A 24,805-nucleotide genomic window follows, 5' to 3' on the forward strand; every position below is an offset into this window, starting at 1 on the left:
CTGCTATTTAATGATTGAACAAAAGCTTAAAACTTAGTCGACAGCTTTTTCCGCCCGTAAGCGCCAGGTATCAACGAAATCTTTTCCCGGAATAGGCAGGTCAATGTCGACCTCCGGTGCTTTGGCAGTAACTCTGTATTCCATTACGTAAAAGGCATTTCCAAATACATAATGCAGCTTGAAATTTTCAATGTTGGCAGGAACATCTTCCAAAGGTACTTCTGCACGGAAAAGCGGGTTAGCCTTCAATAATGTTGCATAAGTAGGCGTGTTTCTCAGCCATGGGGCAACACTTTCGTCTCCTACCACCACTTTTCCGCCCGGTTTCACCACGCGCGTTAGTTCGTCAAAGGCTCTTTTGCGTTCTGAAAAGGTATTGATTCCCCCAAAATGAAAAACGGCGTCAAATGTATCGTCGGGGAAAGGAAGGTAAGAACCGTTGCCCAGGAAGTAATGTACGTTAATGTCTTCAGTAGAAAGCTTTTCCTGGGCCAGTTTAAGCATATTAGGTGAAAGATCGGAAAGTACCGCAGTACCACCTGGTCTTACTTTATCCAATATCAGAGCAGAATCCTTGCCTGTTCCGGCACCAACTTCCAGTGCTTTCATACCAGGCTTCAGCTCCATCAGATCAATAAAGAATTTTCTTGTTGCAGCTTCGTCCGAATGGTTTAAAGTTTCAAAAACCCATGAAACGCCTTTATCATAGCGAAGAAAAGCCTGGTCGTAAAGATATTGCTCACGAGCATCTTCGGGGAGTAATTCTTTGGGATAAAGCATATTAACAATCCCCGTATCACCCACTTCGTATACTGTACCATCTTCACTGGTGAGACTTTTGCCGTCTTCGGCTATTGTTAATGCGGTTCCTGTAAGCGGACAAACCAACGATTCTAAAAACTCCTTTTGATTCATTTGTGCTTTGCTGATTGATTCATACTGGTCAAAATTACTTTTTTTCTTTGGAACAACATTCAATGTTTAATGGCTTCTTAGCAAAAGGATAACGTTATTGTCTTTATGCTTACCTTTGAAAGATTTGTAAAGCCAAACATCAGTCAGTAAAGATTCAGTTTCAATATGTCTCAGCTTCAGGAAAAAATAAAAACGCTTGCCAAGGAACAGTCAGCAGATATCATTGCCCATCGCCGTCACCTTCATAGTAATCCCGAATTGTCATTTGAAGAATTTAAAACGGCAAAATATGTAGCTGCTGAACTGACGGCCATTGGGTTACAACCGGAAGAAGGTGTTGCCGGAACGGGTGTAGTAGCGATTATTGAAGGACGGAATCCTGAAAAAAGAGTGGTGGGCCTGCGGGCTGACATGGACGCGCTACCTATTTTGGAAGCCAATGACGTACCTTACAAATCAACCGTTCCGGGCGTCATGCATGCCTGCGGACACGACGTGCATACGTCGTCATTGCTCGGTACCGCTCGTATTTTGAACAACCTGAAAGAAGAGTTTGAAGGGACCATTAAACTGGTTTTTCAGCCTGCTGAGGAGAAAGCACCGGGCGGAGCTTCATTAATGATCAAGGAAGGTGTTCTGGAAAATCCTAAGCCAGCCAGTATGGTAGGACAGCACGTTGCTCCTAATATTCCTGTTGGCAAGATCGGTTTTCGTGAGGGAATGTACATGGCCAGTACGGATGAATTATATCTTACGGTTAAGGGAAAAGGTGGCCATGCCGCGGCACCGCACCAGCTGGTTGACCCGGTACTGATGGCTTCACACATCATTGTAGCTTTGCAGCAGATCATCAGCCGTAACCGTAACCCTGCCAATCCTGCGGTATTATCTTTTGGCCGCTTCATTGCTGACGGTGTTACCAATGTCATTCCCAATGAGGTGACAATTCAGGGAACCTGGCGTTGTATGGACGAAGAATGGCGGGAAGACGGCTTGAAAAGAATGAAAAAAATGGCCGAAAATATTGCGGAAGCCATGGGCGGAAGCTGTGTTTTTGAGATAGTAAAAGGATATCCATTCCTCAAAAATCATCCAGAATTGACCCGGCGGGTTCGCACTGCCGCAACCGGTTATATGGGCGCGGAGAATGTGATCGACCTGGATCTCTGGATGGCGGGAGAAGATTTTGCGTTCTACTCACAGGTTGTAGATTCCTGCTTTTATCGTCTCGGAACCCGCAACGAAGAGAAAGGGATCATTTCCGGCGTACATACCCCAACCTTCGACATTGACGAAAGTGCGCTCGAAATTTCTACCGGACTAATGAGCTGGCTGGCTATTTCTGAACTGGGTGTTTAGGAATGTAGCGTTTGAAGTAGCTGTTGATTTTCAGGCTAATAACGCCGAGAATGGCTTCTTTAAATATTCCTCGTGACATTTTCGAAGCACCCTTGGTACGGTCTGTGAAAATGATCGGCACTTCCACAATGTCAAAACCAAATTTCCATGAGTTAAACTTCATTTCGATCTGGAATGCGTAACCGATGAACCGGATATTGTCCAGGTTGATGGTTTTCAGCACTTTTGCTGTGTAGCAAATAAAACCGGCGGTTGGGTCCATGATTTTCATGCCGGTGATCATTCTCACATAATAGCCGGCAAAATAAGACATCAAAACCCTGTTGATCGGCCAGTTAACGACATTAACACCCGTAATGTACCGTGAGCCGATCGCAGCATCATGCCCTTCCGTAGCGCAGGCGTGGTAAAGACGGATCAAATCCTCGGGCGGATGGGAGAAGTCTGCATCCATTTCAAAAATATATTCATAACCTCTTTCGAGGGCCCATTTGAAGCCATGAATATAGGCAGTACCCAGCCCTAGCTTTCCTTTTCTTTCAACCATATGCAGGCAGCCTTCATATTCTTTCATTAAATCCTTTACAACTGCAGCAGTGCCGTCGGGAGATCCGTCGTCGATAATCAGAAGGTCAAACTTATGCTTTAAGCTAAATACTTTTCGTATGATGGCTTCAACATTTTCAATCTCGTTGTAGGTGGGGATAACTACAATACAATTGTTCACAATGAAATGATGGTTAGAAAGTTAAATGTGTGATATAGAAGGATATATGCTTTTCAGAGCTTAATATTATTATTTTTCTCCCGAATCTCAATTTTCTTGTTCACTTTTTCATAAATGCGGGTCATCGTCTGGGGGTGTGTCATGTAGTAGGAATAGCTCTCCCGGTAAGCCAATGTGTCTACTTTGTGTTTTTTCCAGATATCGCTTTTCAGTTTGTTAAAAATCATTAACGATGAATCCAGGGACCGCAATTGAAGCCTGTTCACCCTGGATTCTGCCAAATGGATATCTGTTAGTATAGCAGCCATTTGCTCTTCTGACAGTGTATTTTTCGGCGCTTTCTCCTCGTCTATGCAGCTTGAAAAAAGCAAACACGAGAATACAAAAAGGATTACACCATTCGTGAAATTCATAGTCGGACGCAGCATAACTCTCAAAATGCCTATCTTTGTTAAGGTACACCTGGTAACAAAGGTGGTAATTTTTTCGGAAAACTTATGTTTGAACAGTTTTTGGGAAAGCTTAGAAAGTATGAAATCCGGATGCGGAAAGCGGTGACCAGCGAACGTCACGGCAATTTTCATTCGGTCTTCAAAGGCTCGGGCCTTGAATTTGACGATCTCCGGCTTTACCAGTATGGGGACGATGTCAGGGCGATAGACTGGAATACTTCTGCCAAAGGACACGGCACGTTCGTTAAGATTTTCAAGGAAGACAAGGAGCAAACAGCGTTTTTCATGCTCGATGTGAGCGCTTCCCAGCAGGTAGGGGAAGTCAACAAGCTCAAAATTGACATTGCCAAAGAAATTTGCGGGGTTCTGACATTATCAGCCATTCAGGAGGCTACGAGGGTAGGCTTGCTGTGTTTTTCTGATCGGAATGAGCGTTATATCAGACCTTCGGACGGGATGAAACACGGGTACGGCGTTATTTCGGAGTTATATAAATTAATCCCCGAGTCTACCAAAACCAACATTGCCGAAGCGATCCTGATCACATTGAATGTACTGAAACGGCGCAGCCTTATTTTTCTGATCTCGGATTTTATCGATAGCGATTACCAGCATAACCTGAAAGCCCTGGCAAGAAAGCATGACCTCATTGTTATTCATTTGTACGACTCGCGGGAGGTGAATTTGCCGGGACTGGGCATCATTCCTTTGTATGATGCCGAAAAGCAAAGTACGGTTTGGGTAAATACATCTTCAAAGAAATACCGGGAAGAAATGGCAAACCGCTTTGGCGTAAGAAGCACAGAATTGCAGAGGCTCTGCCATCAAAACCGGGCTGATTACATTTCGATCAATACGCAGGAAGACTATGTTCCTGCACTTATCCATTTGTTTAAGGTAAGGCGTTATACCAAAAGTACTGCCCAGTCGTGAAATGGATAAAATAGCTTTTCGTTGTTTTTCGGGATGCCTGATCTGCTTTTTTACGTTGGGCATTTTTACCGCGTCTGGCCAGCGGATCAAGCCTGTGGGCATCTTCCTTTCCGATAGCGTAGAAGTGGGAAAACCGGTCTATTTTTCACTCATTGCACGCCATAAGCCCGAAGTGGAGGTTTTCTTTCCCGATTCTTCTTACAATTTTTCACCATTTGAAATAATATCCCAAAAGAGTTTCTCTTCGGTAACCGACGGCAGGGGAACGCTGGATAGTGCAGTTTACCAGCTTGTATCCTTTGATGTTTCTCAAATACAGTCGCTTCGTATGCCGGTTTATGTTTTTCAAAAAAAGGATTGTACAGCTGTATTTACCGCACCGGATTCTGTCTTTTTGATCAAAAGCAATATTTTGAATTCAGGGCAAAAGACGACTTTGCAAGCTGAGACGGAGCTGTTGCCGTTGAGCAGGGAATTCAATTTCTCGATGCTGATCGGGTCGATAGCATTGATTATTGGTGTAGTAGGAAGTATCTATTGGGTATTTGGACAGGATATCTATAAGCAATGGCAGCTTGTAAAGTTGCAGCGCCGACACCTTGAATATTTACGGTCGTTCAACAGGCTGATGCGTAATGCCCGGGAAAAAAATAACATTAAGGACGCAGAAAAGGCAATCATCGTCTGGAAAAATTATTTGGAACGATTGGAAAAAAAACCATTTGCAACCTATACCACACGAGAAATTATGGACAATATGCCCGATGACGATCTGGCCGATGCATTGAAAAATATGGATGGCATAGTTTACGGACAGGGAAAATCCCAAAATATGGATGTATATCTGGAAGTACTGAAAACCGGCGCTACGCGGCTTTACCGTGCCAAAAGGAGATTCATCCTCGATACCCAGCTGACCTGATAATTTGCTATGACAGATCCATGGTTTTCACTCAAATGGTTTGGCTATGAGGCTTTGCGCTCATACGAATGGGTGTACCCTTATTTTTTATACCTGATTCCGTTTATTCCGATTTTGTTTTGGCTGCGTAATGCTTTTCACCGAAATCATAAGCAGCGGCTCACCATTACATATACATCGGTGAGCGGCTTCCGGAGCTGGCTTACCCTTTTGCGCTTCGTGCAGCCCGTTTTTGTAGGATCAGCTATTTGCCTCATTCTGGTTTCCCTGGCCCGGCCTCAGGTGATTTCCGAGCGCAGGGACCAGTATTCGGAGGGGATTGACATTATGCTTTTGTTGGATATTTCGGATTCCATGATGGAGAAAGATCTGAGTCCCAATCGGCTGGAAGCTGCGAAAAAGGTAGCAAGACGATTCATTAAAGGACGTTTGCAGGACAGAATAGGGCTAATCATTTTTGCAGGAGAAGCCGTATCCCTTTGCCCGCTTACTACGGATTACGAGCTGCTTTACGGATTTTTAGATGAAATAAACCCTGCAATGATCCCCACTGCCGGAACTGCAATAGGTAGTGCACTGGCCGTGGCTGTGAACCGCATGCGAGAAACTCGGGGAGAGAGCAAAGTCGCGATTCTGATCAGCGACGGGGACAACACCTCGGGTAACCTGGGACCGACAACTTCGGCTCAACTCGCCAATGCATTTGGCGTAAAAGTATATACTATCTCCGTGGGCCGTGCCAAGAAAGGTGCAAGGACAGATAGCACTAGCGTTGCTGGTGCATTGGTGGATGAAGGGGAGCTGCAAAATATTGCAGGTATGGGCAATGGAAAGTATTTTCGTGCTACGGATAATACCGCTCTTGAAACGGTGTTTAAACAAATAGACCAGCTGGAAAAAGTTAAGTCGCGAGACGTTTTGTCACGGGATGTGAGCGACTTTTACAGAATATATCTTTACTGGGCAGTGTTGTTCCTGCTGCTGGCGATCGGGACAAAAAGTACTTTTATGGCGAACATTCTGGAAGATTAATGCTGAAAGCGTATTACAATATCGATGTAGTTGAAGCTGGCCTGGATGAGGTTGGAAGAGGGTGCCTGGCCGGACCGGTTGTAGCCGCCGCCGTTATTTTACCAAGAGATTACAAGCATTCTTTTCTCAATGATTCCAAGCAACTCACCAAAGTTCAGCGACTTGACCTGGAAAAGGAAATAATCCGCGAGTCAATTTCCTGGGCAGTTGCCGAGGTGGATAACATTGAAATTGACAAGATTAATATACTGAAAGCCAGCTTCCTGGCCATGCACCGTGCGGTTGACAAGCTGAGGACGAAGCCGGAACACTTACTAGTAGATGGAAACCGGTTTACACCATACCCGATGATCCCGCATACCTGCATCATCAAAGGCGACGCACATTATCTTTCCATTGCGGCGGCGTCTGTACTGGCCAAGAATTACCGTGATGAATTGATGTCCAACCTGTCAGTACATTTTCCGCATTACGGTTGGGAGCATAATGTAGGTTATCCCACGATCCACCACCGCAAAGCCATAGGCCTGCACGGACCATGCCCGTATCACCGCATGACATTCAAATTGTTGAAAGAAGATTCGGATCAGTCGGCTGAGGAAGCGACGGAAGATTTAGGTTTTTTATAAAGAGGAACAGTACTGCAAGGTTCGCCGAACATCAGGCTTTGCACCACAGGCTTTAATATCCTGCTGATCTCTACATACGCAGATACAGGCACATCGACTTTGCTGCAGCCCTTTACCACCACTCTTTTTCCGCGGTATTCCTCTGGATCAATTTGGTGAATTGCGTTTGCGAAGAGCTTGTCTTCCAATGCATTCAAATCTCCGAAAACAATCGTATTAGCAAATGGTTCAAGCTGAACCGCAATCAACATATAGGCCCAGGTAGGAACTATGGCGTCTTCGGAGCAGATAATGGCAATGTTTTTTCCCTGATATTGGGCCCAATCATGCCCTTTAAGAAATTCCCGGAAATCCTTTTCCCGGAGGATCATACCTTGCCAGAGATTGTCTTTGATATCGTAAAGTATGCGCTCGCCGGGGTGATATAATTCTTCCAGATCCAATGAGATAATGCCACTGCCTGCAACCCGGTTTACAATTTCCTCTGTTTCCATCTTTAACTTTTGTTTTTCAAATTGTTAACACCAAAATGGAAGAGATTGTTTGTCCGCAGCCTGAAAATCATGTTTCTTAAATATTTACTTTCATCTTTTTGAGAGCAGGAGACATGAAATCCTTTAAATAATAGGGTTCAAATGTAGCCACATCTTCAAATTGAGCATTTTCAAATGCATTAACCGCCAGGCTTCCTATTGTTTTGGCCGACGGCCGGACTTCCTGTTCTGGAAATACAGCATTGGGATGATCGTAAAGTAATGGCTTACATTTAGCTGCTCCGTCTCCGAAAAAAACGACTTTATGTTCTTTCAATAAATCCCGGAAAGAATCAGCATCCATAATAACCGCTCGTGTTGGCTCCACAAATTGATTCTGATCATTAAATACAGCCGTGTACACTTCCATTCTCCGCGCGTCAATCATTGGGCAGAGCAAATGCCCCCGAAAGAAGGGAGAGAGCTGTAATGACATTGCTTCCAGCGTATTAATGGCGATCAATGGTTTTTCCAATGCATAGCAAAGACCTTTGGCCGTGGATACGCCTACCCGCAGACCTGTATACGAGCCCGGGCCTTTCGCAATCGAGATCGCGTCCAGGTCGGATAAGCTGTAACTGGCGTTCTGGACAACATTTTTTATAAGTGTTGTCAGCATCGCGGACGATGATTTGTCGGTATAAAGATCGTAGGATGCGAGTAATCCGGTATCTCCGTGAAGCGCCACAGAGCATCCGCGGATCGAAGTATCAATACTTAATAAGAGCATAAAAGCGAAGCCCGCCAGGTTAGTGACGGGCGGAATGTATTATTTCTTTTTCAGGATTTCGTTGTAGCGGGCAGAGTCTTTAAAGAGTGCGAGAGCAGCTTTAACCTCCGCATCTTCATTGAAGGATGCCTCTCGCATACCTTTTTCAAGGTAGTAGTGTTTGATAATTTCCTCTTCCACTACTTGTTTAATTTCCGGTTTGAAAATCTGCAAATCGTTGTCCTTGCTATGCGTAAGCTTCGATTTTAATGCTTTCAGTTGATCTTCAATCACTTCCAGCGATTTCTCTTTTTTAGCAGAAGCTTCCAGATTATTAAGGTCCCTTTCAACTTGCGTGGTGTAGTCGTACTCTTTATCACCAAGCCATTTCACGAATGCAGCATATTCAGCGTCAGTCAAATGAAACTCCTTTGCGGGCTTAATGGTAGGGTGCTCAAAATGATATTTCACCGCATAGTCGAAGAACAGACGGTTGCGGCCCAAAGACGTAGCTAATGGTGAATAGGTCTCTTTTTCAGTCAGGATATCAGGTAAAATACCGCCTCCATCAAATACTGAGCGTCCATTACTGGTTTTGAATTCGGTCATTAATGAATCAGCAATTTTACCTACGCTGCCGTCATCATTACGGTGGCTGTAATCAATCGCCTGAATACACCGGCCGCTGGGAATGTAGTATTTAGCCGTTGTGATCTTCATTTTGGTGTTGAATGAAAGATCGCGGGTAGTTTGCACAAGACCTTTTCCGTAAGTACGCTGACCAATCAGCACGCCGCGGTCATAGTCCTGAATAACTCCCGAAACGATCTCAGCAGCAGAAGCACTGCGATTGTTGGTAAGCACTACAACGGGAATTTCAGTATCCAATGCAGGATTGTAGGCTGTGTAAGTTTTATTCCACTCGCTCACTTTGCCTTTGGTAGAAACAATTTCCTGACCTTTTGGAATAAATATATTTGATATTTCAATGGCCATGTTCAGCAGTCCACCCGGATTATCTCGAAGATCGAGTACCACGTATTTCATGCCTTTTCCTTTTAGCTCCTGAAATGCATTGCGAACTTCACGGGATGCTGTTGCGGTAAAATCTTTCAAATCAATGTACCCCACATCTTCACTGATCATGCCGTAGTAAGGAACATTGGTCACTTTTACGATGTCCCGGTTAAGCGAAATTTCGAGTGGTTTCGTGATTCCGTAACGTTTTACAGTCAGGGTAACGCTGGTTTGGGTCTGGCCTTTTAATAATTTTCCGGTATCAAAATCCTCTCTCGTCGAAAGATCTATTCCATTAATCTTTGTGATTTCATCGCCAAGCTGTAATCCCGCTTTCTGAGCTGGCGTATCTTCATACACCATCATCACCGTATGCTTCCCGTCCGCTGAGTTGACCATCGCACCGATACCATTGTATTTGCCGGTAGTCATAGTCATATAATCCTCAATATCATCCTCCGCATAGTAAACGGTGTAAGGATCAAGTGACCGCAGCATGTTATCGATACTCGTCTTAATCAGTTGATTAGGATTGATTTCGTCGACATAATAAGCATTCAATTCCTTGAACAGTGTGGCGTATATATCGAGGTTACGGGCAATTTCGAAGAGGCGGTCGTCCTGCCGGAAAGAAACAAATGCAAGACCTGCAATAACTGGTATGGTCAACCAGATCGAGCGAAGATACTTTTTCATCTATGTTCAGGAATTAGATTGATTTTTCGGATGGGCCGCAGGCAATCTTTCAAGTCTTTTGAGCGATTGTTTCATAGCCGTTTCAATAACGTCGTAAGATGTTATTTCTTTTGCAAGATACAAAAAAGCAATGTATGAAGGTCTTGATTCCGTGGGTAATGCAAGCAGGGATGCTTTATTGAGCCGGTAGGATTCCCGACAACGGCGACGTACCAGATTCCGGTCAACGGCTCGTTTGAACTGCTTCTTGGAAATGGAAAATAGCACCTGCGGAAGTGGGGGAGGTGACTGTATGTCGTAGATATACAGCACTCTAAAAGGAAAAAGGTAGAACGTATGAATCTCCGCACTACCTCTCTGAAAAAGCCTTCCGATAAGTCGGGGGCTACACAAACGTTCCTTTTTACCAAATGTTTGTTTCAAGTTCTTGTAGAAAAAAGTGTCTGACAAGTTTGAGAATTATCGAACTTGTCAGACTATGAAAAGACTAGGCGTCCCCTACTCAAACTTTCAAACACTGATTATTGCTTATGACGTTTTTCGTCTGAAACCGTTAGTTTCCAACGGCCTTTTTTACGACGACCGGCAACTACTTTACGCCCGTTTGCCGTGGACATTCTTTCACGGAAACCGTGCTTATTTCTCCTCTTGCGATTCGATGGTTGAAAGGTACGTTTCATCTCAGTATCAAATTATTGCGATATAAATCTCTTCTACCCGTAATTTTGGCTTGCAAAGGTAGACAAAAATTTAAATTATGTCAATGTTTAACTGGAATTTTAAAAAATATATCTCAGACAGCTGTCATTTATAGAAAAACTTTTTCTTGAAATACCATTCCGCACACCCATTGTTCACCTCCACAGAAGCCCAGGCAGGGTCCCAAAGGTCAGTAACAGACAGTATTGTGTACGGCATATTTTTCAACTTAGGCACATATACCTGCGGTTCCTTTGTATTGAGAACCAGCGCTGTTCTGGCTATCATTTCCTGATTGTAGCGGTAGGCACGACCCGTAAGCAAATCAGACCAGGCTGAGCGGTAATTGAAATTACTGGTATAAATGGTCAGAAAGTATAATCCCACAGCCCATCCCAGTACACCGAGGCTTGTTGCAATTTTCACTTTGCCCTTCTCCATAGCCCTGAATGTCAGTACAAAAACATTGAAAGTCCAGCCGATCAATGTCCAGAAATTGATCACACACTGCCCGCGAAGATTAGGGGGCTCGGCAATGGACCAGTAAGAGGGGAAGTAGCTCAGATAGAGGCATCCGGCAAAAATAAGTAGCGAAAGAGCCGGGTGAACTGATAAAAATTTGAACTCTCCTTTTTGTCTGGAATTGTAAAGCTGAGCCGCCAGGGGGATCAGTACCAATGTCAGCACACACAATGTTGGGGCCATTTTTGAAAAATTATGAATGCCCCAGACCAGACTATTTTTTAGTGAAAAGATAAGATTGTATTTCAATGGAGTAGGGTACAAGCCCGATTCGGCCCTGGCAGCATTACCCGGAGCCGTCACTGACAATACTCCGAATGCCAGCGAAATAATACTAAAAAGCAATTCCTTCCATTGCAACTTCCTCTTGCTCATACTGCGAAAAAAGAAAAGAGAACCAGAAAGTATCACCAGCCAAACCAGTGTATACTCATTCATTCCGATCAATAAAATGAGTCCCAGGCATAGCAATGTTACATTTGTACTGGTAAGCGCGGGATAGTGCCGGAATAAATAAGCAAAAAGATAGAGCGTGCCAATGTCTGCAACGGTGTAGTAATAGCCGGTATACCAATAAAAATAACCTGAAATGGCAGGCATTTCGGCAAGCATTACAAAAAGCAGCAGAAACGCAAAAAGCCCGGTTTGCCAGGCAGGAAATTTGTTTAATGTAAGTGCTTTTACAAAGCAGAAAAAAGCATGAACGTATACTAAAAGCAACACGATTGGGGCAATTTTATAGCCCAGGTAGGAATCATACGCCAGCGGCTGAGTGGAGGATATCAATGTGCCAATGTAGCGACCAGACCAGGTTTTCCAATAATGTTGCTGGTAGCCCCAATACCCCAAATCTTTGACAGCGAGGGTGTGACAGTAGTCGTCGGTAGTTGGGAAAGTAAAAAATGAGACGCCAATAAACGGCAACAAAAGAACTACAAAAGCCAATACTAGCAACTTCTGTTTGTTGCCAGGATTTTCAAACCAGGACAAATGGATCATGAGTAAATGTTTCTATTCTGACGTCAGGATGATATTCAAACTTAAAACATTTATTTCTAATGATAGCAGTTTTGTCCCTCAAAGCACACCTGATCCCGTACCCGGTTGACTAAACGGTTGATTTTAAAATTAGACGGCTAATCCAGATTCTTTTTTTAAAAATGTATGGAATTTTTGAATGAAAGATGGAATGCTACGCGGTTGGAAGGACCATTGCTGAGTAGTTTTTATAAAACGATTCCCGGATGTCTTCAAGGTGATTGTTTACAAGCCAGTTGCGGAAATGTATATCATCTTCCATTCTACAATGAACGATGCGGCCCTCGGAGAGGACAAGTGTGAAGGTTTTTTGCGTTTGTAGAAATTTAAGTATTGAGCAGCACCATGTTCAAATCCCGAAAAATGTGAGCTTGTGGTAGTCATATGCGTAATTTCATTGTAAAACGGTCGCAAGATGAGACAATGCCGATTAATGTAATTCGGAGCGCAATGGGAAAGAGGGGAGTAATTGTTGCTAACAATACTTTAATTGGTCTAAAAGGCAAAAAGGCCACTGTCTTTCGATAGTGACTTCTTCAATGTAGCGGGAGCTGTCCGGGATCGCCCGCCGCTCGCACCAGCGACCTTTGGGTTATGATCGTAATCGCGCTCGATCGCAAGAGCATCAATTGGGGATCAAGCTGAATTCTTGGGGAATATTAAGCATAGAGTTTGGTAAGCCTGAATAGGAAAAATGGAATATCTCTCACTCCTCTGGATGACGACCTAAAAGCCTTGATCTTCGCATTGAAGGACTCAGCCGAAGCATTCGTGCTTCTGTTATTGAAGAAGTTCAGAATGTCCAGATAGTGGGTTTGAATAGATTTGGCAACGGTTTTGAAAGAATCAAGGCCGCAATCTTCCACTTGATTGTACCAGAGCGCAAGCTTTTTGAAGGCATGTTCTTTTGATTTACAAGTCCTAAAAATTGTCCCTAATCCTGTCGCCAGCTTGTAGGCTTGGTTTATGAGCGGATAACGCTCAAAGAGCAATCTGGAACGCTGGATTTGCGAAGCAGTCCATTTGTCGCAGTGCTTAAATAACAAATAACGGCTTCTGACCAATAGCTGCTTGATTGTATCACCGTTTGCAAGAATTTCAGGTTCGTATGGCACACCTGCCTGCTTTGCAGCTTCAATAGCCTGATTCTCTTGATCCAGAGCTTGCCAACGATGTTTGATCCTGATTTCCTGGACAGCATCATAAGCAAGTTTTTGAACGTGAAACCGGTCTATAACCTTTGCTGCTTTGGAGAAACACCGACTGACTATCATTCCCATATTGGCAGCCATATCCAGTGTTACTTCCCGCACTTTGCTGCGAATACGCTTGGGAATTTTTCGCAAAACCTCAATCACTGATGCTGCTTGCGTACCCTTTATCATTGCCAGCAAAGAGCCTTTTCTACCTTTTGCAGCCTTATTAGTTACAATCGTGTAAAGTTCGCCATTGGATAGTGAAGTTTCGTCAATACTTAAATATGGACCGGTGTTTTCTGGATACAAAAGCCATTCAGCAGCATGCTCGCGCTGACCCCAGTCTTTGTAATCACTGATGTGGTCCTTGTATTGCTGTTGAAGCTGTTTGCCGTCGAGATGAAAGTATTTGCCTAGCTGTGAACAACTGACGGGATTATTATCAATACATTGTTTTTAAAAAATCAGCGAACTCCTTGGTCATCCGAGTTCCCTGTTGCACTACATTCCAATCCCTGCTAACAATGTCGCCGGTGTCCTTGACTTCCCACCGGCGGCGCTTGATACAGAGTGTGACACGTTGGTTACGAATCGGAAAATCCTGAATGTATATCTCGGGTAAAAAGCCTTTGGACTCTAATTTTTGATCCTTGTATTCGGCAGGAGGAAGATTCTTTTCTTCCAGATAGATATTCAGGCCAGTGAGGCCTTCAACTATTTTGGAAAGCTCGAAATAATCGAGGATGCCCTCGGGCAACAGGAAACGGACTAGGGCTTGGTAAGACTCTTGCAATGCTCTTTAAATTGATTCATCGCAAAACAAACAATTATTTTCCTTCCCCCCAACTTTTCGGACTGATCCTCAATTGGTCCAAAACGCAAAAAGGCCACCATCTTTCGATAGTGACCTTCTTCAATGTAGCGGGAGCTGGACTCAATATGTTTAAATATTGCTTTTTGGTATGGAGCCCTAAAACTGTTAAAAAAGCCCTTATTTAGTCAGATATCAGACTTTTTAGCCTTGCGATATATTAAATCAAATATGAGAGAATTAAAGTAAATTAAATAATTCCGTCCAATATTCCGTCCAATCCGTTGGGCGGAGTAAATAGAATAAGTACTTTTGACCGTGTTCAAATTCTTAAACTATGGCAAGGAAAACTACCTCTCAAATCACTTACATCCTGCACGATCCGAAGGCAAAGGCAGAAACCCCGATCTATGGCATTATAAGATTCAACAACGACAGAATAAAAGTATCAACCGGTTTTAAGGTTCTTCCAGAGCATTGGGACGGTGCTAAGTACGACAAGGCAGGCAAACTTGTAAGTCAGGGACGGCAGCGGGTTAAAAACGTGTTGTTAGCGTCTAATAAAGATCAGGTGAACAGATACCTATCTGATATGGAGCAAGAGGTTTCCAGGCTCTTGAATGAGATGAAGTCCGAGAGGGTGGCAGTCACGAAGGAGGCTGTTAAACACGCAATAGACAATTGGAAAAACCCGAAGGAGATCGAAACAGATACCGTTCCTAAGCTTTATAGGTTTATTCAGGACTTTATTGATAAATCGCCTGAACGCACGAACTCAAAGGGCACCAAGATTACCCATAGGACGATTCAAAAGTATAACACGGTCTTTTCAGTCCTGAAAGAATTTGCAAGTGGCTACGACAGGGTTGTTGATTTTAACACCATTGATATTGTCTTTTATACCGACTTCAAGCAATATTTAGAGCAAAAGGAATTTTCAGTAAATAACATTGGGAAATACATTCAAACCTTAAAAGTCTGGTTGAATGATGCGGTGACTTATGGCAAAAGTGACAATAAAGCACATCAGAGCCTTAAATTTAAGGTGACTAATGAGGAGTCAGATTCTATTTACCTCTCTGAAAAGGAACTAAAACAAATAGCAGAAATTGACTTGTCCGACAACAAAAGGTTGGAGCAAGTGAGGGACTTGTTTTTGGTTGGATGTTATACCGGCCTGAGATTTTCTGACCTAACCACTTTGAAATCAAGCCAAATAAAAAATGGTTTCATTCGAATAGAGCAAAATAAGACGTTAGGGAAGGTTGTTATTCCTTGCTTCCCCATTGTCGAACAAATGTTTAAGAAGTATGACGGCAATTTACCTTGTGCGATCTCTAACCAAAAAATGAATGATTACATAAAGGAGGTCTGCGAGCTTGCAAAATGGGAAACATTGGAAAGCATTTCGATCACAAAGGGAGGCAAGCGTATTACCAAGACCGTTCCAAAATGGCAACTTGTTAAGACGCACACTGCACGGCGGTCTTTTGCTACCAATATGTATTTGAGAGGGATACCAGCAAAAACAATAATGGCGGTAACGGGGCACGCAACCGAAAAATCTTTCAACAAATACATTAAAGTGACACAAGAAGAGCATGCAATTTTGATGAAAAAGCAATTTGACAGAGGGGTGTTCCGAGAGGCTATGTGATTGGCCTTCACTTTTGACCAATTTTAATTATTACCAAAAAATGAATTCATTAGTAAATGTTGGAAGGTACTTTGATAAGCTTGTTAAGTTTTCAGGTAATACAGCGCGTTTTGCGGGCAACTTTGTGGGGGTTGAGCCTTTTCTTCCTGATGTTAACGAGATATCAATCATAGAGACCATTCGAGAGGACGATTTTAAAGACAAGGTAAGGTCATACATGAATTCTAGCGATCTCGCATACAACGTGTTGGACATGATTGAGGATTGGCTAACAAGAGTCCCAGCATATCATTATCAGGCTTATTACATAAAAAATGCTTTTGGCCCGATATCGTATAATCCTGAAAACCCCTACGGGAGATTAGAGATTATCGATAACCTTGCTCATGATTTATCGATGTGGGACTTAGTCAACTACCTTCATGACGAAAAAGCTCAATTTTCGGAACTTGCTGATTTAGACTCTGATAAACTTAAGTTGGATTGGTTGGGTACACCTTCTCAATTGGGTTTTATTATCAGCGAACTGGCAAAAAAAGGGTTTATAAAAGTACCTCAACGAAAAAATGGAAAGCCAAATATGGCGAGTTTTGAAAGAGCTATCTTAAATTGTTTTGATGGGGACTTTGGCAAAGGGGTCGTTTATCAGGCAATAAATGACTTTGGTAGTGATACAAACAAACTTGTTGATTCCAATAAGGCAAAATTCGTTATACCTGAAAGATCAGACCTTTCATGATATGTTTATTGTCTGTGGGTCGGCATGAGACCTCATTTTTTTAACTAGCTGACTTGCAGTAATTTGTGATGGGCAATAGAATAAAATTTCCAAATTCTATGCTATTCTATGCTTGATTTCACTGTCGTTTTGGTGGTTCCTTTGAACCATTAAATAATTAAAACACAGTAAACAGTGATTACAAAAACACAAATTTTGCAAGTAGAAGGATTAACAGCTCAAACGTTATTGGAGCTATTCAGTAGCGTAAATAAGCGACTGGATGAATTAGGGGCAAGAGTTAACCCACCCGACCAAACGGTATTTTTGACGCGTGAGGAAGTGGGAAAGTTTCTAAAAATATCACTTCCTACCGTTTGGGCTTGGTCTAAGCAGGGCATTTTAAAGCCTCATCGATTAGGAAACCAAGTGAGGTATATTGAGTCAGAAGTTTTGCAGGCAGCGCAAGCCACTAAGAAAGGAGGTGCTTTAAAATGAGTATAAACCTAATCCTTGTCGTGATTGAACGTAAAAAGTCGTTTGTTATGGCCGCCCTCGATCTATTGCCCGAATTTGAGGCCGATTTAAATCGAAAGGACAAATGTCCCTATTCATTTGCGTTGTTGGTGAATACCTTGGACGCTTATCCATTCGGCGTTTACCTCTTTCCAAATAATACAAAGACCTTGATTCATTGCGCGGATTCGCTGGTATCGGCTTCCTTAGCTGTTCTATGGCAAGGGGAATTAAGGGCGGCTGATGTTGAGAAAATCAGTGATCTTTTAGAGAGTGCTTTGGATAGTATTTGTTCAGTAAAAAACCAATTTGAGCTATGAATGAGGGATTAAAAGGGGCTGGAGCGATACCCTGTATAATAGAAGAAAAGATAGCATGTTTCTGGGAGTCAATAGCCTACGCCGATTTGGCAATAAGCATATTGAAAAAGGAAGAAATCAAAGGGTTTTATACGTTTGAACGTGGATTTCGCAAGGCATTAGGAGCCTATCCGCTTGGTGTACCTAACTCACTTTGTGGGACTGCCAATCGTGCTTGGATAAAGGCAGCCGATAGTTCAGTGTTGCAAGCATGGACTCTCCTTAGTATTCCCCGGAAAAGCCCGTTTCCGCACTTTGAAGAGTTGATTGATTGCTTGATTCGTGCCGGTAAGCTAATTGCGGACGTATACGGCTTGGAGTTAGATAATTCTGGAATTGTTAAAAGGCAAAAGATAGTCAAGCCAAGTAATCGGAGAAAGCTGGAACTGGCTAAGGTAGAGCCGTTCCGTCTACGTCATATGTATTAATAATATCCTCATTATCAGATCGTCAGCTGCTCGTAATCAGGTAGTACGACGAATTGAGGTAAGTTATTTAGGGCATAAGTACACACATTTAAAATCATAAATCACTAGTATCATGGCAATTGATGGCGTTAACCTGCGGGTTTTCGGCGTAGACCCTTCTTTGTGGCTTAACTGCGAAGATTTGGCCGGACGGTTTGCTGTTAAGGTTAATTCCAAAACAGGTAAACCGATAAATGAAGTAAGAAAGGCCTTGTACAAAGGCCTGCGATTTGAAATAAAGCCTTATCCTGACGGAACTACCGGAATGACTATTCGGGGATCGCTTCACAAGTATTTTAACAACGGTAATCATAACTGCAATCAGTTCACTTTTAACGATTTGGTTGACGTAGTTCATGACTTGGAAACACGTTTTGCGGTGTGCCCGGCTAGTACGCTCATTGAGAATATGGAAATTGGGGTTAATGTAAATGTGCCGTTTGAGGTGAAAAAAATACTTACCTCTCTGATCTCATACTCGGATAAAACCTTTGAAGTGATCAATGCCCGTAAGCCCCTCTTAGGCAGACTGTGCCCCTCATTCGACTTCGATATAAAACTCTATGATAAGGCATTGCAGGCCGCTACGGATGTTCCTGTGCAAAAGTTTCAAGAGGTCAGCAACCTGCTACGGTTTGAGGTAGCGACCAATCGGATGAGGTGGTTAAGGAGTTGTAATATAAAGACATTGGCTGATCTAACTGTGCGGGAAAAAGTGTCTCCCTTGCTGAATTTGATGGCGACGGTACTCGACAAAATGATCTTTGTGGACATTGACGCTGATGTTTCCCTTTTGTCAGATTCCGACCACGCACTTTACGGCTTACTACGTGACCGGGATAAGTGGCGACGATTTGACAAGCGAAAGCGGTACAAGATGCGGCACCGGTTGCCAGTCCTCTTAGAGAAGTGTAAGGCTTTCAACTATGCCGGGATGCTACAAACTCTATTGACGGATACTTGGACTGCGTTGTTCGAGGAAGCTGAAAGGGAGAGACTATTGCACCAATTATCGGACTGCGAGAAAACCAATGAAGCAACCGAAGGATGGACTATTGCACAACTTGAATGCGATAGTGCAATAGTCCCTAGTCAAGAGAAGGAACAAAGGGAGATAGATAAAAATTTGTCGGAAACTGAAACCTCAAAAACATGCCGGTGCTGTGGAAAAGACATATCGGAGCAAAAGCGCGGTAGCAGGTTTTGTTCGAAGAAGTATAAAGGACTAGCGGCAAAAAAATGTCGGAATTCAGAAAGTAACAATCGTAGGAATAAAAAACGAGTCGTAATGAAAGCAAAAGAGGCAAATCGATTTCTAATAATTAATTACATGTTCAATGGGGTGCTCTATTCTGACATATTGCATTCGTCGGAAATCAATCCGTGCCGGGAGTGGCTAGATATGGTTGTATCAGTAGAAAGTATCCCACGGATCGCAGATGGAAAAAAATTTAAGCTTCTGGTTTACAGCGAGGCACGGGAATACTTACAAAAATTGGTTGACTTTAACGAGGTTACTCCATTAAACAGCATTTAAACGCCGTTTAAAATCGTGCAACGGACTTGCAGATTGAAAGTTAGCCCGAAAATAGGGCAAAAAATTAAAGTTTAGTGTCAGTTTTTCAGTACATAGGTAAGGCCTTTCCAAAAGTGGTACAAAAAGTACGCTTACCTCATCATTCGCCGGGAATTTTGAGGTTGGAAAGACCCAAATCAGCCGGAAATGGGATGATTTAGGCCGAAAAAAGCCAGAGAATAGCATGTGCAACCGATCTTTCTGGTACTAGGGGTATCGATTTTCTGATACAAAAAGCATCTAAGAAATACGCAGTCGTGCAAAAGCATGGTACGCAGGGGCAATTATAATTAAGTGAGATTTAAGTTTAACCAGTAATCAGACTACCAAAAATTACGCAGAATATGGCTAAGAAAACACACACAATCCGGGAAAGGGCTTTTAATTATCATGTAAAGGGGCTGACATTTTCGGAAATAGCGAAATTATTGGATTTGTCGCCCCGAACGGTGGAGAGGTATAGTCAGGTAGATGAGTGGAAGGCAAAGGCTAACCCGGTAGCACTTCCTCAAAGGGCAAAGGAGTTACGGGAACGGGGCTTTTCGTTCGCGACAATCGCACAAATGATTGGGGTGAGTAAAAGTACTATTTTTAATTATTTGAAGGGCTTAGAAGGGAATAAGTAGGAGGCCATAAAATCACGGAGTGAGTTGTCTAGGAGCCGTGTCTCACTAACTCAGATGCGCATTTGAAGATGGTAAATTGATTCGTAGATAACGATTTGATACACCTTTTGCCGCTCTTCGAAATGATCATGTCAAAGCTGGGTGCAGTCATCACGTATTATACTATTAGGATAATGAACAAAAAGTTTCTTCACATGATCGTTACTTCAATGGAAAAAGCGGCCACAAGGTAGAGCGGATAACATACCGAATCCTTATTGTCTTATAGTGGACACATTACATTGTGTAATAATAATCATCATAAGCATTGTAACTAGAAAAATCGTACGAGGATGACGGGCATGACGTTGTTAAAGGCTTCATTCTGAGATTAAACTCTTTCGTAAATATGATTGTATCAGCCTCCTGGATATTGCAAAATACACGCACCAGTCCATTATATCGAATTCCGTTAATCGTGTCTTTGTGAATTGGCAAAACCATATCAGCCCGAGGTACGCGCGTTCGGGACATATCCAGGTCAACAATCCACGCAGTTCGTCCATTCAGGGAGCAGCTGTCTTTTGCAATAATACGCCCCCAAGCATCAATATATTTAATTCGATCATCACAAGCTCCGCATGCTATAATAGCATATGAGAAAAAAAAGGTAAGGAATATTTTGATTAACTGGTTTTTAGATTTCATAACATAACAGTAGCTCGATAACAATAACTCGTACTAGGCAATCATGTTGTTTAGACACGAAAATCTAGCCAAAAGTTGTAATTTATTATAATCTCAGAAAACGCGCATACATGAGACATCCATTGGTTGTACGCTTTCCTTACGATCCTTCTCGAACTAGTGATCGGGCAGCTGATGGGTTTGAAAGGACAGGGTTTGCAGTCTTTTCGTAAAGTCCAATATGCCTTCAACCATTTTCCCTCAGAATTATAATCCGTCGTCCTTACGGGAAGTGCTTACTTGCTGAACATGTAAATTATTCTTTGTCTCTATTCGTCCATACCAGCTTATTGAGGGGGGAGTGTAGAATCAATGCTTTCGATATCTCTCGCACCAGCAAGTGGTCAATTACCTCAATTTTACTAAATCCGGAACAACCCAAGCAGCTGTGTCTTTGATACTATTCTTGTCATATAAAGCAGCAAAATTTTTGATAAATACATCCTTAGTATTAATAATATTATCAGATTTATCAACTAGTTTGAGGTGGAGCCGATAACCAGGCTGAACAATGGACATGTCATTTTCAGCCCTATTTGCTGTTATGGATCCTACTATCGACAAAGAGTCAAATTGGCTTTTAAAGTGTGAGTGAGAACTTAGAGAATCCAGTACCTCTCTGGTTGCTGTGATATAGCGATCCGAAATTTCAGACTTTGCGACGTCGATATCGAGATTAAATTTAATTTCAGTTACAGCATGAGCCAATATTTTCTCTGACTGTCCAAAAGAAGTTAGCGACACACTTGTAAAAACAAGTAGGAACAAGTATTTCATATTCGACGCTTTTTATGTTGATAATATATTCTATCAATATAGCATAATTTTCACCGATTATACAGTATAAACCAAAGCGCCTAACGTCTTACTCTGTGCAACTGCTTATCCGGAACAAAACGGATAAAGCGAATTTTTTTGTATTCTTCAATGAACTTTTTAAAAACAAGCCTTTGAACTCGTGTGGGTTTTGACTAACACAAATAGTATCCGAACATCATTTTTGTCAATCTCAAAAAAACGCTCCTTTCGTAAGACGATGTAACTTGTAGTCAAATAGTAATTTTGAGTAGTTAACACCGGCATTGGTTATTTCTTATAGCTATTACAGATAATAACACTAATAATATTTTAAGCAAATGATGAATCCACATGCCGTACAATCCGGTGACCCTCTGCCGGGGCAGTTAAACGAATTTATTGAATGGGAAAAAGAGCAGCTTGCCCAAGTGTATTTGGAGCAGCTGAAAAGGGAAGGTCTTACCGATGAGGAGATAGAGGAAAGTTTACATGCAAAACGGTCAATTCGTAGGCGCTGGCAATCTGAGTCGGGATATGTGAATATTCGTCACGAGGTTGCGCAATTGGTAACGTTCATAGAAGAGAGCCTAAATCCTCATTCGAAGCCGTCAGGAGAGCCAAAAGAGGGCATGCAAGCGGAATGGCTAGGAAGGAATATAACTATATGGGGAGAGTATTCGGAGAGCTTACCTAAAACAGACGGTCAGGTTAAGGAAATGCAAAGAGAAATTTATAGTAGATGGCACTCCATAGCCGGTATTGTCGGTAAAGAATTTACGATTTAAATTTTTTGGAGCGGCAGGGTACTAGAAAGCAACGAATTTAAGAGTTATCACATTTTGGTCTTACTAACCTCAGCCCCATTGACACTTTCGCAAAGAGACTATACCCGTCCAAAACGATAGTTTTTAACATTCCGTCCAATAAGCCGTCCAACGTGTGAAAAGAAGAAAGCCTAACCAGTTAATAAATAACTAATTAGGCTTTTTCTGTGTAGCGGGAGCTGGACTCGAACCAGCGACCTTTGGGTTATGAGCCCAACGAGCTACCAACTGCTCCATCCCGCGGTGTCGTTGAATTGGAGTGCAAACATACAACATTTGTTTTGAAGAAAACAACTATTTTTGTAAAAAAATATTAGAAAGTCGCTTCTAACATTCTGACATCAACATATGAGTTTTCAATTTAACGCTGCCGGTTTCGGGTGGCGTGTGCATCAGGTGCTGCTGCTCAGGCTGCTCGGCATCATGATATTATTTACAGTCTGCAGAGTGCTGTTTTATTGGTTTAACATTTCGTTCTTTCCCGGGATTGATGCAGGCCAGGCGATCAGATTGTTGCTTGGAGGAGTGCGATTTGACATTGTGGCTGTACTTTATACCAATATTCTTTATGTCGTTTTAATCCTCGCACCGTTTACATTCAAGTTCAGGAAAAATTATCAGAAGGCGCTGGATTATCTTTTTATCGGGACCAACAGCATTGCATTGCTTGCTAATTGCGCTGACTTTATTTACTACCGCTTTACGATCAAAAGAAGCACCTGGACAGTTTTACAGGAATTTTCGCACGAAAATAACCTTTCCAAATTGTTCCTCGGGTTTTTGATTCATTACTGGTATGTTTTCCTGATATGGGTTTTGTTGGTCATTGCGATCGTTTATATTACTAAAAAGTGGAAAGTTACAGAGCGTCCGTCGAAACCTGCCTGGCAGATTTTCCTGCTCCACAGCATATTAATGGCAGGGGCGGTATTTCTTTTTATTGGAGGGGTGAGAGGCGGATTTTTACATAGTACCAGGCCAATCACTTTGAGTAATGCCGGCGAATACGTGAACAAGCCGAAAGAAATGTTTATCGTCCTGAATACTCCTTTTTGTATTTATAAAACATTAAAACAAACTGATTACGAGAGAGTTAACTTTTTTTCGGATGATAATGAATTGAATAGCATTTATTCACCGATTCATTATCCGGAAGCTAATGGGCAAGCGTTTCAACCCAAAAATGTGGTCATCCTGATCTGGGAGAGTTTTGGAAAAGAAATGGTGGGCGGTTACAACCATCACCTTGAAAATGGACAATACAAAGGCTACACGCCGTTCATTGATTCACTAATGCAGCACAGCAAAGTGAACTGGTATTCTTTTGCAAATGGTGCCAAATCGATCGAAGCGATCCCGTCGGTGCTTACCAGCATACCGGGAATGATCGAGCCGTTTATCCTTACTCGGTACACAGATAACAAGCTGCCAAGTCTGCCGGAATTGTTGCAGGAAAAAGGATATAATACTTCCTTTTTTCATGGAGCTCCCAATGGATCAATGGGTTTTCAGGCATTTACAAACCTGATTGGCGTAAAAAATTACTACGGAAAGACGGAGTATAATAATGATGCGGACTACGATGGCATCTGGGGAATTTGGGATGAGGAGTTTTTGCAATTCTGGGGAAGCAAAATGAATACATTCAAGCAACCATTCATCAGTACATTGTTTACCGTTTCTTCCCACGACCCGTTTCAGATTCCTGAGCGATACAAGGGGGAATTCCCAAAAGGCGCTTTGCCTATTTATGAAACAATGGGTTACACGGACCAGTCGCTGCGGAAGTTTTTTGATAAAGTGAAAACGATGCCGTGGTTTAATAATACCCTTTTCATTATTACAGCCGATCATTCAGCTACCTTTGCGCATTATCCTGAGTATCAGACTGCGGCTGGGAATTTCTCTGTACCAATACTTTTTTATGCACCCGGCGACAGCACAATGAATGGCATTGACCGCACTACATTGGTCCAGCAGATTGACATTCTGCCCTCGGTATTGGGCTATTTACATTATGATAAACCCTATTTTGCTTATGGCAAAAATATATTTGGCAAGGTGCCTTTGAACTTTGCCGTGAACTACGATGGAGGTTATCAATGGTTTAACGGACCCTACATATTGCAATTTGATGGCCGGAAAACCGTAGGTTTGTATAATTATCAGGAAGACAAGCTTTTGAAAAATAATCTGATGGGCCAGATTCCGAAGGTTCAGGAGCCTATGGAGTTGCAGGTCAAGGCCTTTATTCAGCAATATTCAAATAGAATGCTGGATGACCGACTGATTGTCCCGACCCCGGGCACATTGTCGTCCCTGAAAAAATGAATAGTGAAGAAAGCAAT

General features: G+C 42.6%; 26 protein-coding genes and 1 tRNA gene. 14 read left to right on the plus strand and 13 right to left on the minus strand.

What is annotated here, in order from left to right; all coding sequences use genetic code 11:
• Positions 1 to 33: 33 nt before the first annotated feature.
• Positions 34 to 915 carry a class I SAM-dependent methyltransferase gene (locus tag ON006_RS25300; protein WP_244824801.1) on the minus strand — a complete coding sequence of 294 codons (882 nt, stop codon included), beginning with the start codon at positions 913 to 915 and terminating at the stop codon, positions 34 to 36.
• A gap of 165 nt (positions 916 to 1,080) precedes the next feature.
• Here ON006_RS25300 and ON006_RS25305 point away from each other — a divergent pair, with 165 nt between their 5' ends.
• On the plus strand, positions 1,081 to 2,274 hold the full coding sequence (locus ON006_RS25305) for a M20 metallopeptidase family protein (RefSeq protein WP_244824799.1): 1,194 nt from the start codon (positions 1,081 to 1,083) through the stop codon (positions 2,272 to 2,274).
• On the opposite strand, the gene ON006_RS25310 is transcribed toward ON006_RS25305, so the two are convergent.
• Both ON006_RS25310 and ON006_RS25315 read right to left on the minus strand, forming a co-directional pair.
• Positions 2,252 to 3,001 carry a polyprenol monophosphomannose synthase gene (locus ON006_RS25310; RefSeq protein ID WP_244824798.1) on the minus strand — a complete coding sequence of 250 codons (750 nt, stop codon included), beginning with the start codon at positions 2,999 to 3,001 and terminating at the stop codon, positions 2,252 to 2,254. The two genes, ON006_RS25305 and ON006_RS25310, sit on opposite strands and share 23 nt — an antisense overlap.
• A gap of 53 nt (positions 3,002 to 3,054) precedes the next feature.
• Positions 3,055 to 3,414 carry a DUF4296 domain-containing protein gene (locus ON006_RS25315; protein ID WP_244824796.1) on the minus strand — a complete coding sequence of 120 codons (360 nt, stop codon included), beginning with the start codon at positions 3,412 to 3,414 and terminating at the stop codon, positions 3,055 to 3,057.
• A gap of 84 nt (positions 3,415 to 3,498) precedes the next feature.
• On the opposite strand from ON006_RS25315, the gene ON006_RS25320 reads away from it, so the two are divergent.
• From ON006_RS25320 to rnhB, 4 genes are read left to right on the plus strand one after another with little or no spacing between them, the layout of a single operon-like run.
• Positions 3,499 to 4,386, plus strand: coding sequence for a DUF58 domain-containing protein (locus tag ON006_RS25320; RefSeq protein WP_244824794.1), 888 nt, complete (start codon positions 3,499 to 3,501; stop codon positions 4,384 to 4,386).
• A gap of 1 nt (position 4,387) precedes the next feature.
• On the plus strand, positions 4,388 to 5,308 hold the full coding sequence (locus ON006_RS25325; protein WP_244824792.1) for a hypothetical protein: 921 nt from the start codon (positions 4,388 to 4,390) through the stop codon (positions 5,306 to 5,308).
• 9 nt (positions 5,309 to 5,317) lie between these two features.
• A complete protein-coding gene (locus ON006_RS25330) occupies positions 5,318 to 6,340 on the plus strand; it encodes a VWA domain-containing protein (protein ID WP_244824790.1) in 1,023 nt (340 codons plus the stop codon).
• A complete protein-coding gene (rnhB, locus tag ON006_RS25335) occupies positions 6,340 to 6,969 on the plus strand; it encodes a ribonuclease HII (RefSeq protein ID WP_244824788.1) in 630 nt (209 codons plus the stop codon). Before ON006_RS25330 ends, rnhB begins: the two co-directional genes overlap by 1 nt.
• On the opposite strand, the gene ON006_RS25340 is transcribed toward rnhB, so the two are convergent.
• The 8 genes from ON006_RS25340 to ON006_RS25375 form a co-directional block, all read right to left on the minus strand.
• Positions 6,927 to 7,463 (minus strand): DUF2480 family protein, encoded by a 537-nt coding sequence (locus ON006_RS25340; RefSeq protein ID WP_244824786.1) that lies wholly within the window; start codon positions 7,461 to 7,463, stop codon positions 6,927 to 6,929. The two genes, rnhB and ON006_RS25340, sit on opposite strands and share 43 nt — an antisense overlap.
• A gap of 76 nt (positions 7,464 to 7,539) precedes the next feature.
• Positions 7,540 to 8,232, minus strand: a complete 693-nt coding sequence (gene tsaB / locus ON006_RS25345; RefSeq protein WP_244824784.1) for a tRNA (adenosine(37)-N6)-threonylcarbamoyltransferase complex dimerization subunit type 1 TsaB — start codon at positions 8,230 to 8,232, stop codon at positions 7,540 to 7,542.
• 39 nt (positions 8,233 to 8,271) lie between these two features.
• Complete coding sequence (locus ON006_RS25350; RefSeq protein WP_244824783.1) at positions 8,272 to 9,924, minus strand: S41 family peptidase; 1,653 nt, start codon at positions 9,922 to 9,924, stop codon at positions 8,272 to 8,274.
• A gap of 6 nt (positions 9,925 to 9,930) precedes the next feature.
• Complete coding sequence (locus ON006_RS25355; RefSeq protein WP_244824781.1) at positions 9,931 to 10,374, minus strand: ribonuclease P protein component; 444 nt, start codon at positions 10,372 to 10,374, stop codon at positions 9,931 to 9,933.
• 71 nt (positions 10,375 to 10,445) lie between these two features.
• Positions 10,446 to 10,604, minus strand: coding sequence for a 50S ribosomal protein L34 (gene rpmH / locus ON006_RS25360; protein ID WP_015813300.1), 159 nt, complete (start codon positions 10,602 to 10,604; stop codon positions 10,446 to 10,448).
• A gap of 124 nt (positions 10,605 to 10,728) precedes the next feature.
• Positions 10,729 to 12,144 carry a hypothetical protein gene (locus ON006_RS25365; RefSeq protein WP_244824779.1) on the minus strand — a complete coding sequence of 472 codons (1,416 nt, stop codon included), beginning with the start codon at positions 12,142 to 12,144 and terminating at the stop codon, positions 10,729 to 10,731.
• A 698-nt stretch (positions 12,145 to 12,842) separates the two neighbouring features.
• A complete protein-coding gene (locus tag ON006_RS25370) occupies positions 12,843 to 13,826 on the minus strand; it encodes an ISAon1 family transposase (RefSeq protein WP_445440921.1) in 984 nt (327 codons plus the stop codon).
• Positions 13,822 to 14,172 carry an ISAon1 family transposase N-terminal region protein gene (locus ON006_RS25375; protein ID WP_267609907.1) on the minus strand — a complete coding sequence of 117 codons (351 nt, stop codon included), beginning with the start codon at positions 14,170 to 14,172 and terminating at the stop codon, positions 13,822 to 13,824. The genes ON006_RS25370 and ON006_RS25375 overlap by 5 nt, the downstream gene beginning before the upstream one ends.
• A 355-nt stretch (positions 14,173 to 14,527) precedes the next feature.
• On the opposite strand from ON006_RS25375, the gene ON006_RS25380 reads away from it, so the two are divergent.
• The 7 genes from ON006_RS25380 to ON006_RS25410 all read left to right on the plus strand — a co-directional run bounded on the left by ON006_RS25380 (position 14,528) and on the right by ON006_RS25410 (position 20,109).
• On the plus strand, positions 14,528 to 15,847 hold the full coding sequence (locus ON006_RS25380; RefSeq protein WP_244824041.1) for a site-specific integrase: 1,320 nt from the start codon (positions 14,528 to 14,530) through the stop codon (positions 15,845 to 15,847).
• Positions 15,848 to 15,887: 40 nt separating this feature from the next.
• Positions 15,888 to 16,586, plus strand: a complete 699-nt coding sequence (locus ON006_RS25385; protein ID WP_244824042.1) for a hypothetical protein — start codon at positions 15,888 to 15,890, stop codon at positions 16,584 to 16,586.
• Between the two features lie 174 nt (positions 16,587 to 16,760).
• Positions 16,761 to 17,063, plus strand: a complete 303-nt coding sequence (locus tag ON006_RS25390; RefSeq protein ID WP_244824043.1) for a helix-turn-helix domain-containing protein — start codon at positions 16,761 to 16,763, stop codon at positions 17,061 to 17,063.
• Positions 17,060 to 17,401 carry a hypothetical protein gene (locus ON006_RS25395; RefSeq protein WP_244824044.1) on the plus strand — a complete coding sequence of 114 codons (342 nt, stop codon included), beginning with the start codon at positions 17,060 to 17,062 and terminating at the stop codon, positions 17,399 to 17,401. Before ON006_RS25390 ends, ON006_RS25395 begins: the two co-directional genes overlap by 4 nt.
• Entirely contained in the window at positions 17,398 to 17,868 is a 471-nt protein-coding gene (locus ON006_RS25400) for a hypothetical protein (RefSeq protein WP_244824045.1), read from the plus strand. Before ON006_RS25395 ends, ON006_RS25400 begins: the two co-directional genes overlap by 4 nt.
• A gap of 112 nt (positions 17,869 to 17,980) precedes the next feature.
• Positions 17,981 to 19,444, plus strand: coding sequence for a hypothetical protein (locus ON006_RS25405; RefSeq protein WP_244824046.1), 1,464 nt, complete (start codon positions 17,981 to 17,983; stop codon positions 19,442 to 19,444).
• Positions 19,445 to 19,827: 383 nt separating this feature from the next.
• Complete coding sequence (locus ON006_RS25410) at positions 19,828 to 20,109, plus strand: helix-turn-helix domain-containing protein (RefSeq protein WP_244824047.1); 282 nt, start codon at positions 19,828 to 19,830, stop codon at positions 20,107 to 20,109.
• Between the two features lie 1,074 nt (positions 20,110 to 21,183).
• Here ON006_RS25410 and ON006_RS25415 read toward each other — a convergent pair.
• Entirely contained in the window at positions 21,184 to 21,612 is a 429-nt protein-coding gene (locus ON006_RS25415; RefSeq protein ID WP_244824048.1) for a hypothetical protein, read from the minus strand.
• Positions 21,613 to 21,971: 359 nt separating this feature from the next.
• Between ON006_RS25415 and ON006_RS25420 the strand changes: the two genes are divergently transcribed.
• Positions 21,972 to 22,418: a hypothetical protein gene (locus ON006_RS25420; RefSeq protein WP_244824049.1), complete on the plus strand. Its 447-nt coding sequence runs from the start codon at positions 21,972 to 21,974 to the stop codon at positions 22,416 to 22,418.
• Positions 22,419 to 22,627: 209 nt separating this feature from the next.
• Here the strand turns inward: ON006_RS25420 and ON006_RS25425 are convergent.
• Positions 22,628 to 22,700: transfer RNA gene (locus ON006_RS25425), tRNA-Met, on the minus strand.
• Positions 22,701 to 22,805: 105 nt separating this feature from the next.
• Between ON006_RS25425 and ON006_RS25430 the strand changes: the two genes are divergently transcribed.
• Entirely contained in the window at positions 22,806 to 24,788 is a 1,983-nt protein-coding gene (locus tag ON006_RS25430; protein ID WP_244824050.1) for an LTA synthase family protein, read from the plus strand.
• The last annotated feature ends 17 nt before the right edge of the window (positions 24,789 to 24,805 follow it).

Origin of the sequence: Dyadobacter pollutisoli (assembly GCF_026625565.1) — a bacterium.
In the GTDB taxonomy this organism is placed as follows: domain Bacteria; phylum Bacteroidota; class Bacteroidia; order Cytophagales; family Spirosomataceae; genus Dyadobacter; species Dyadobacter pollutisoli.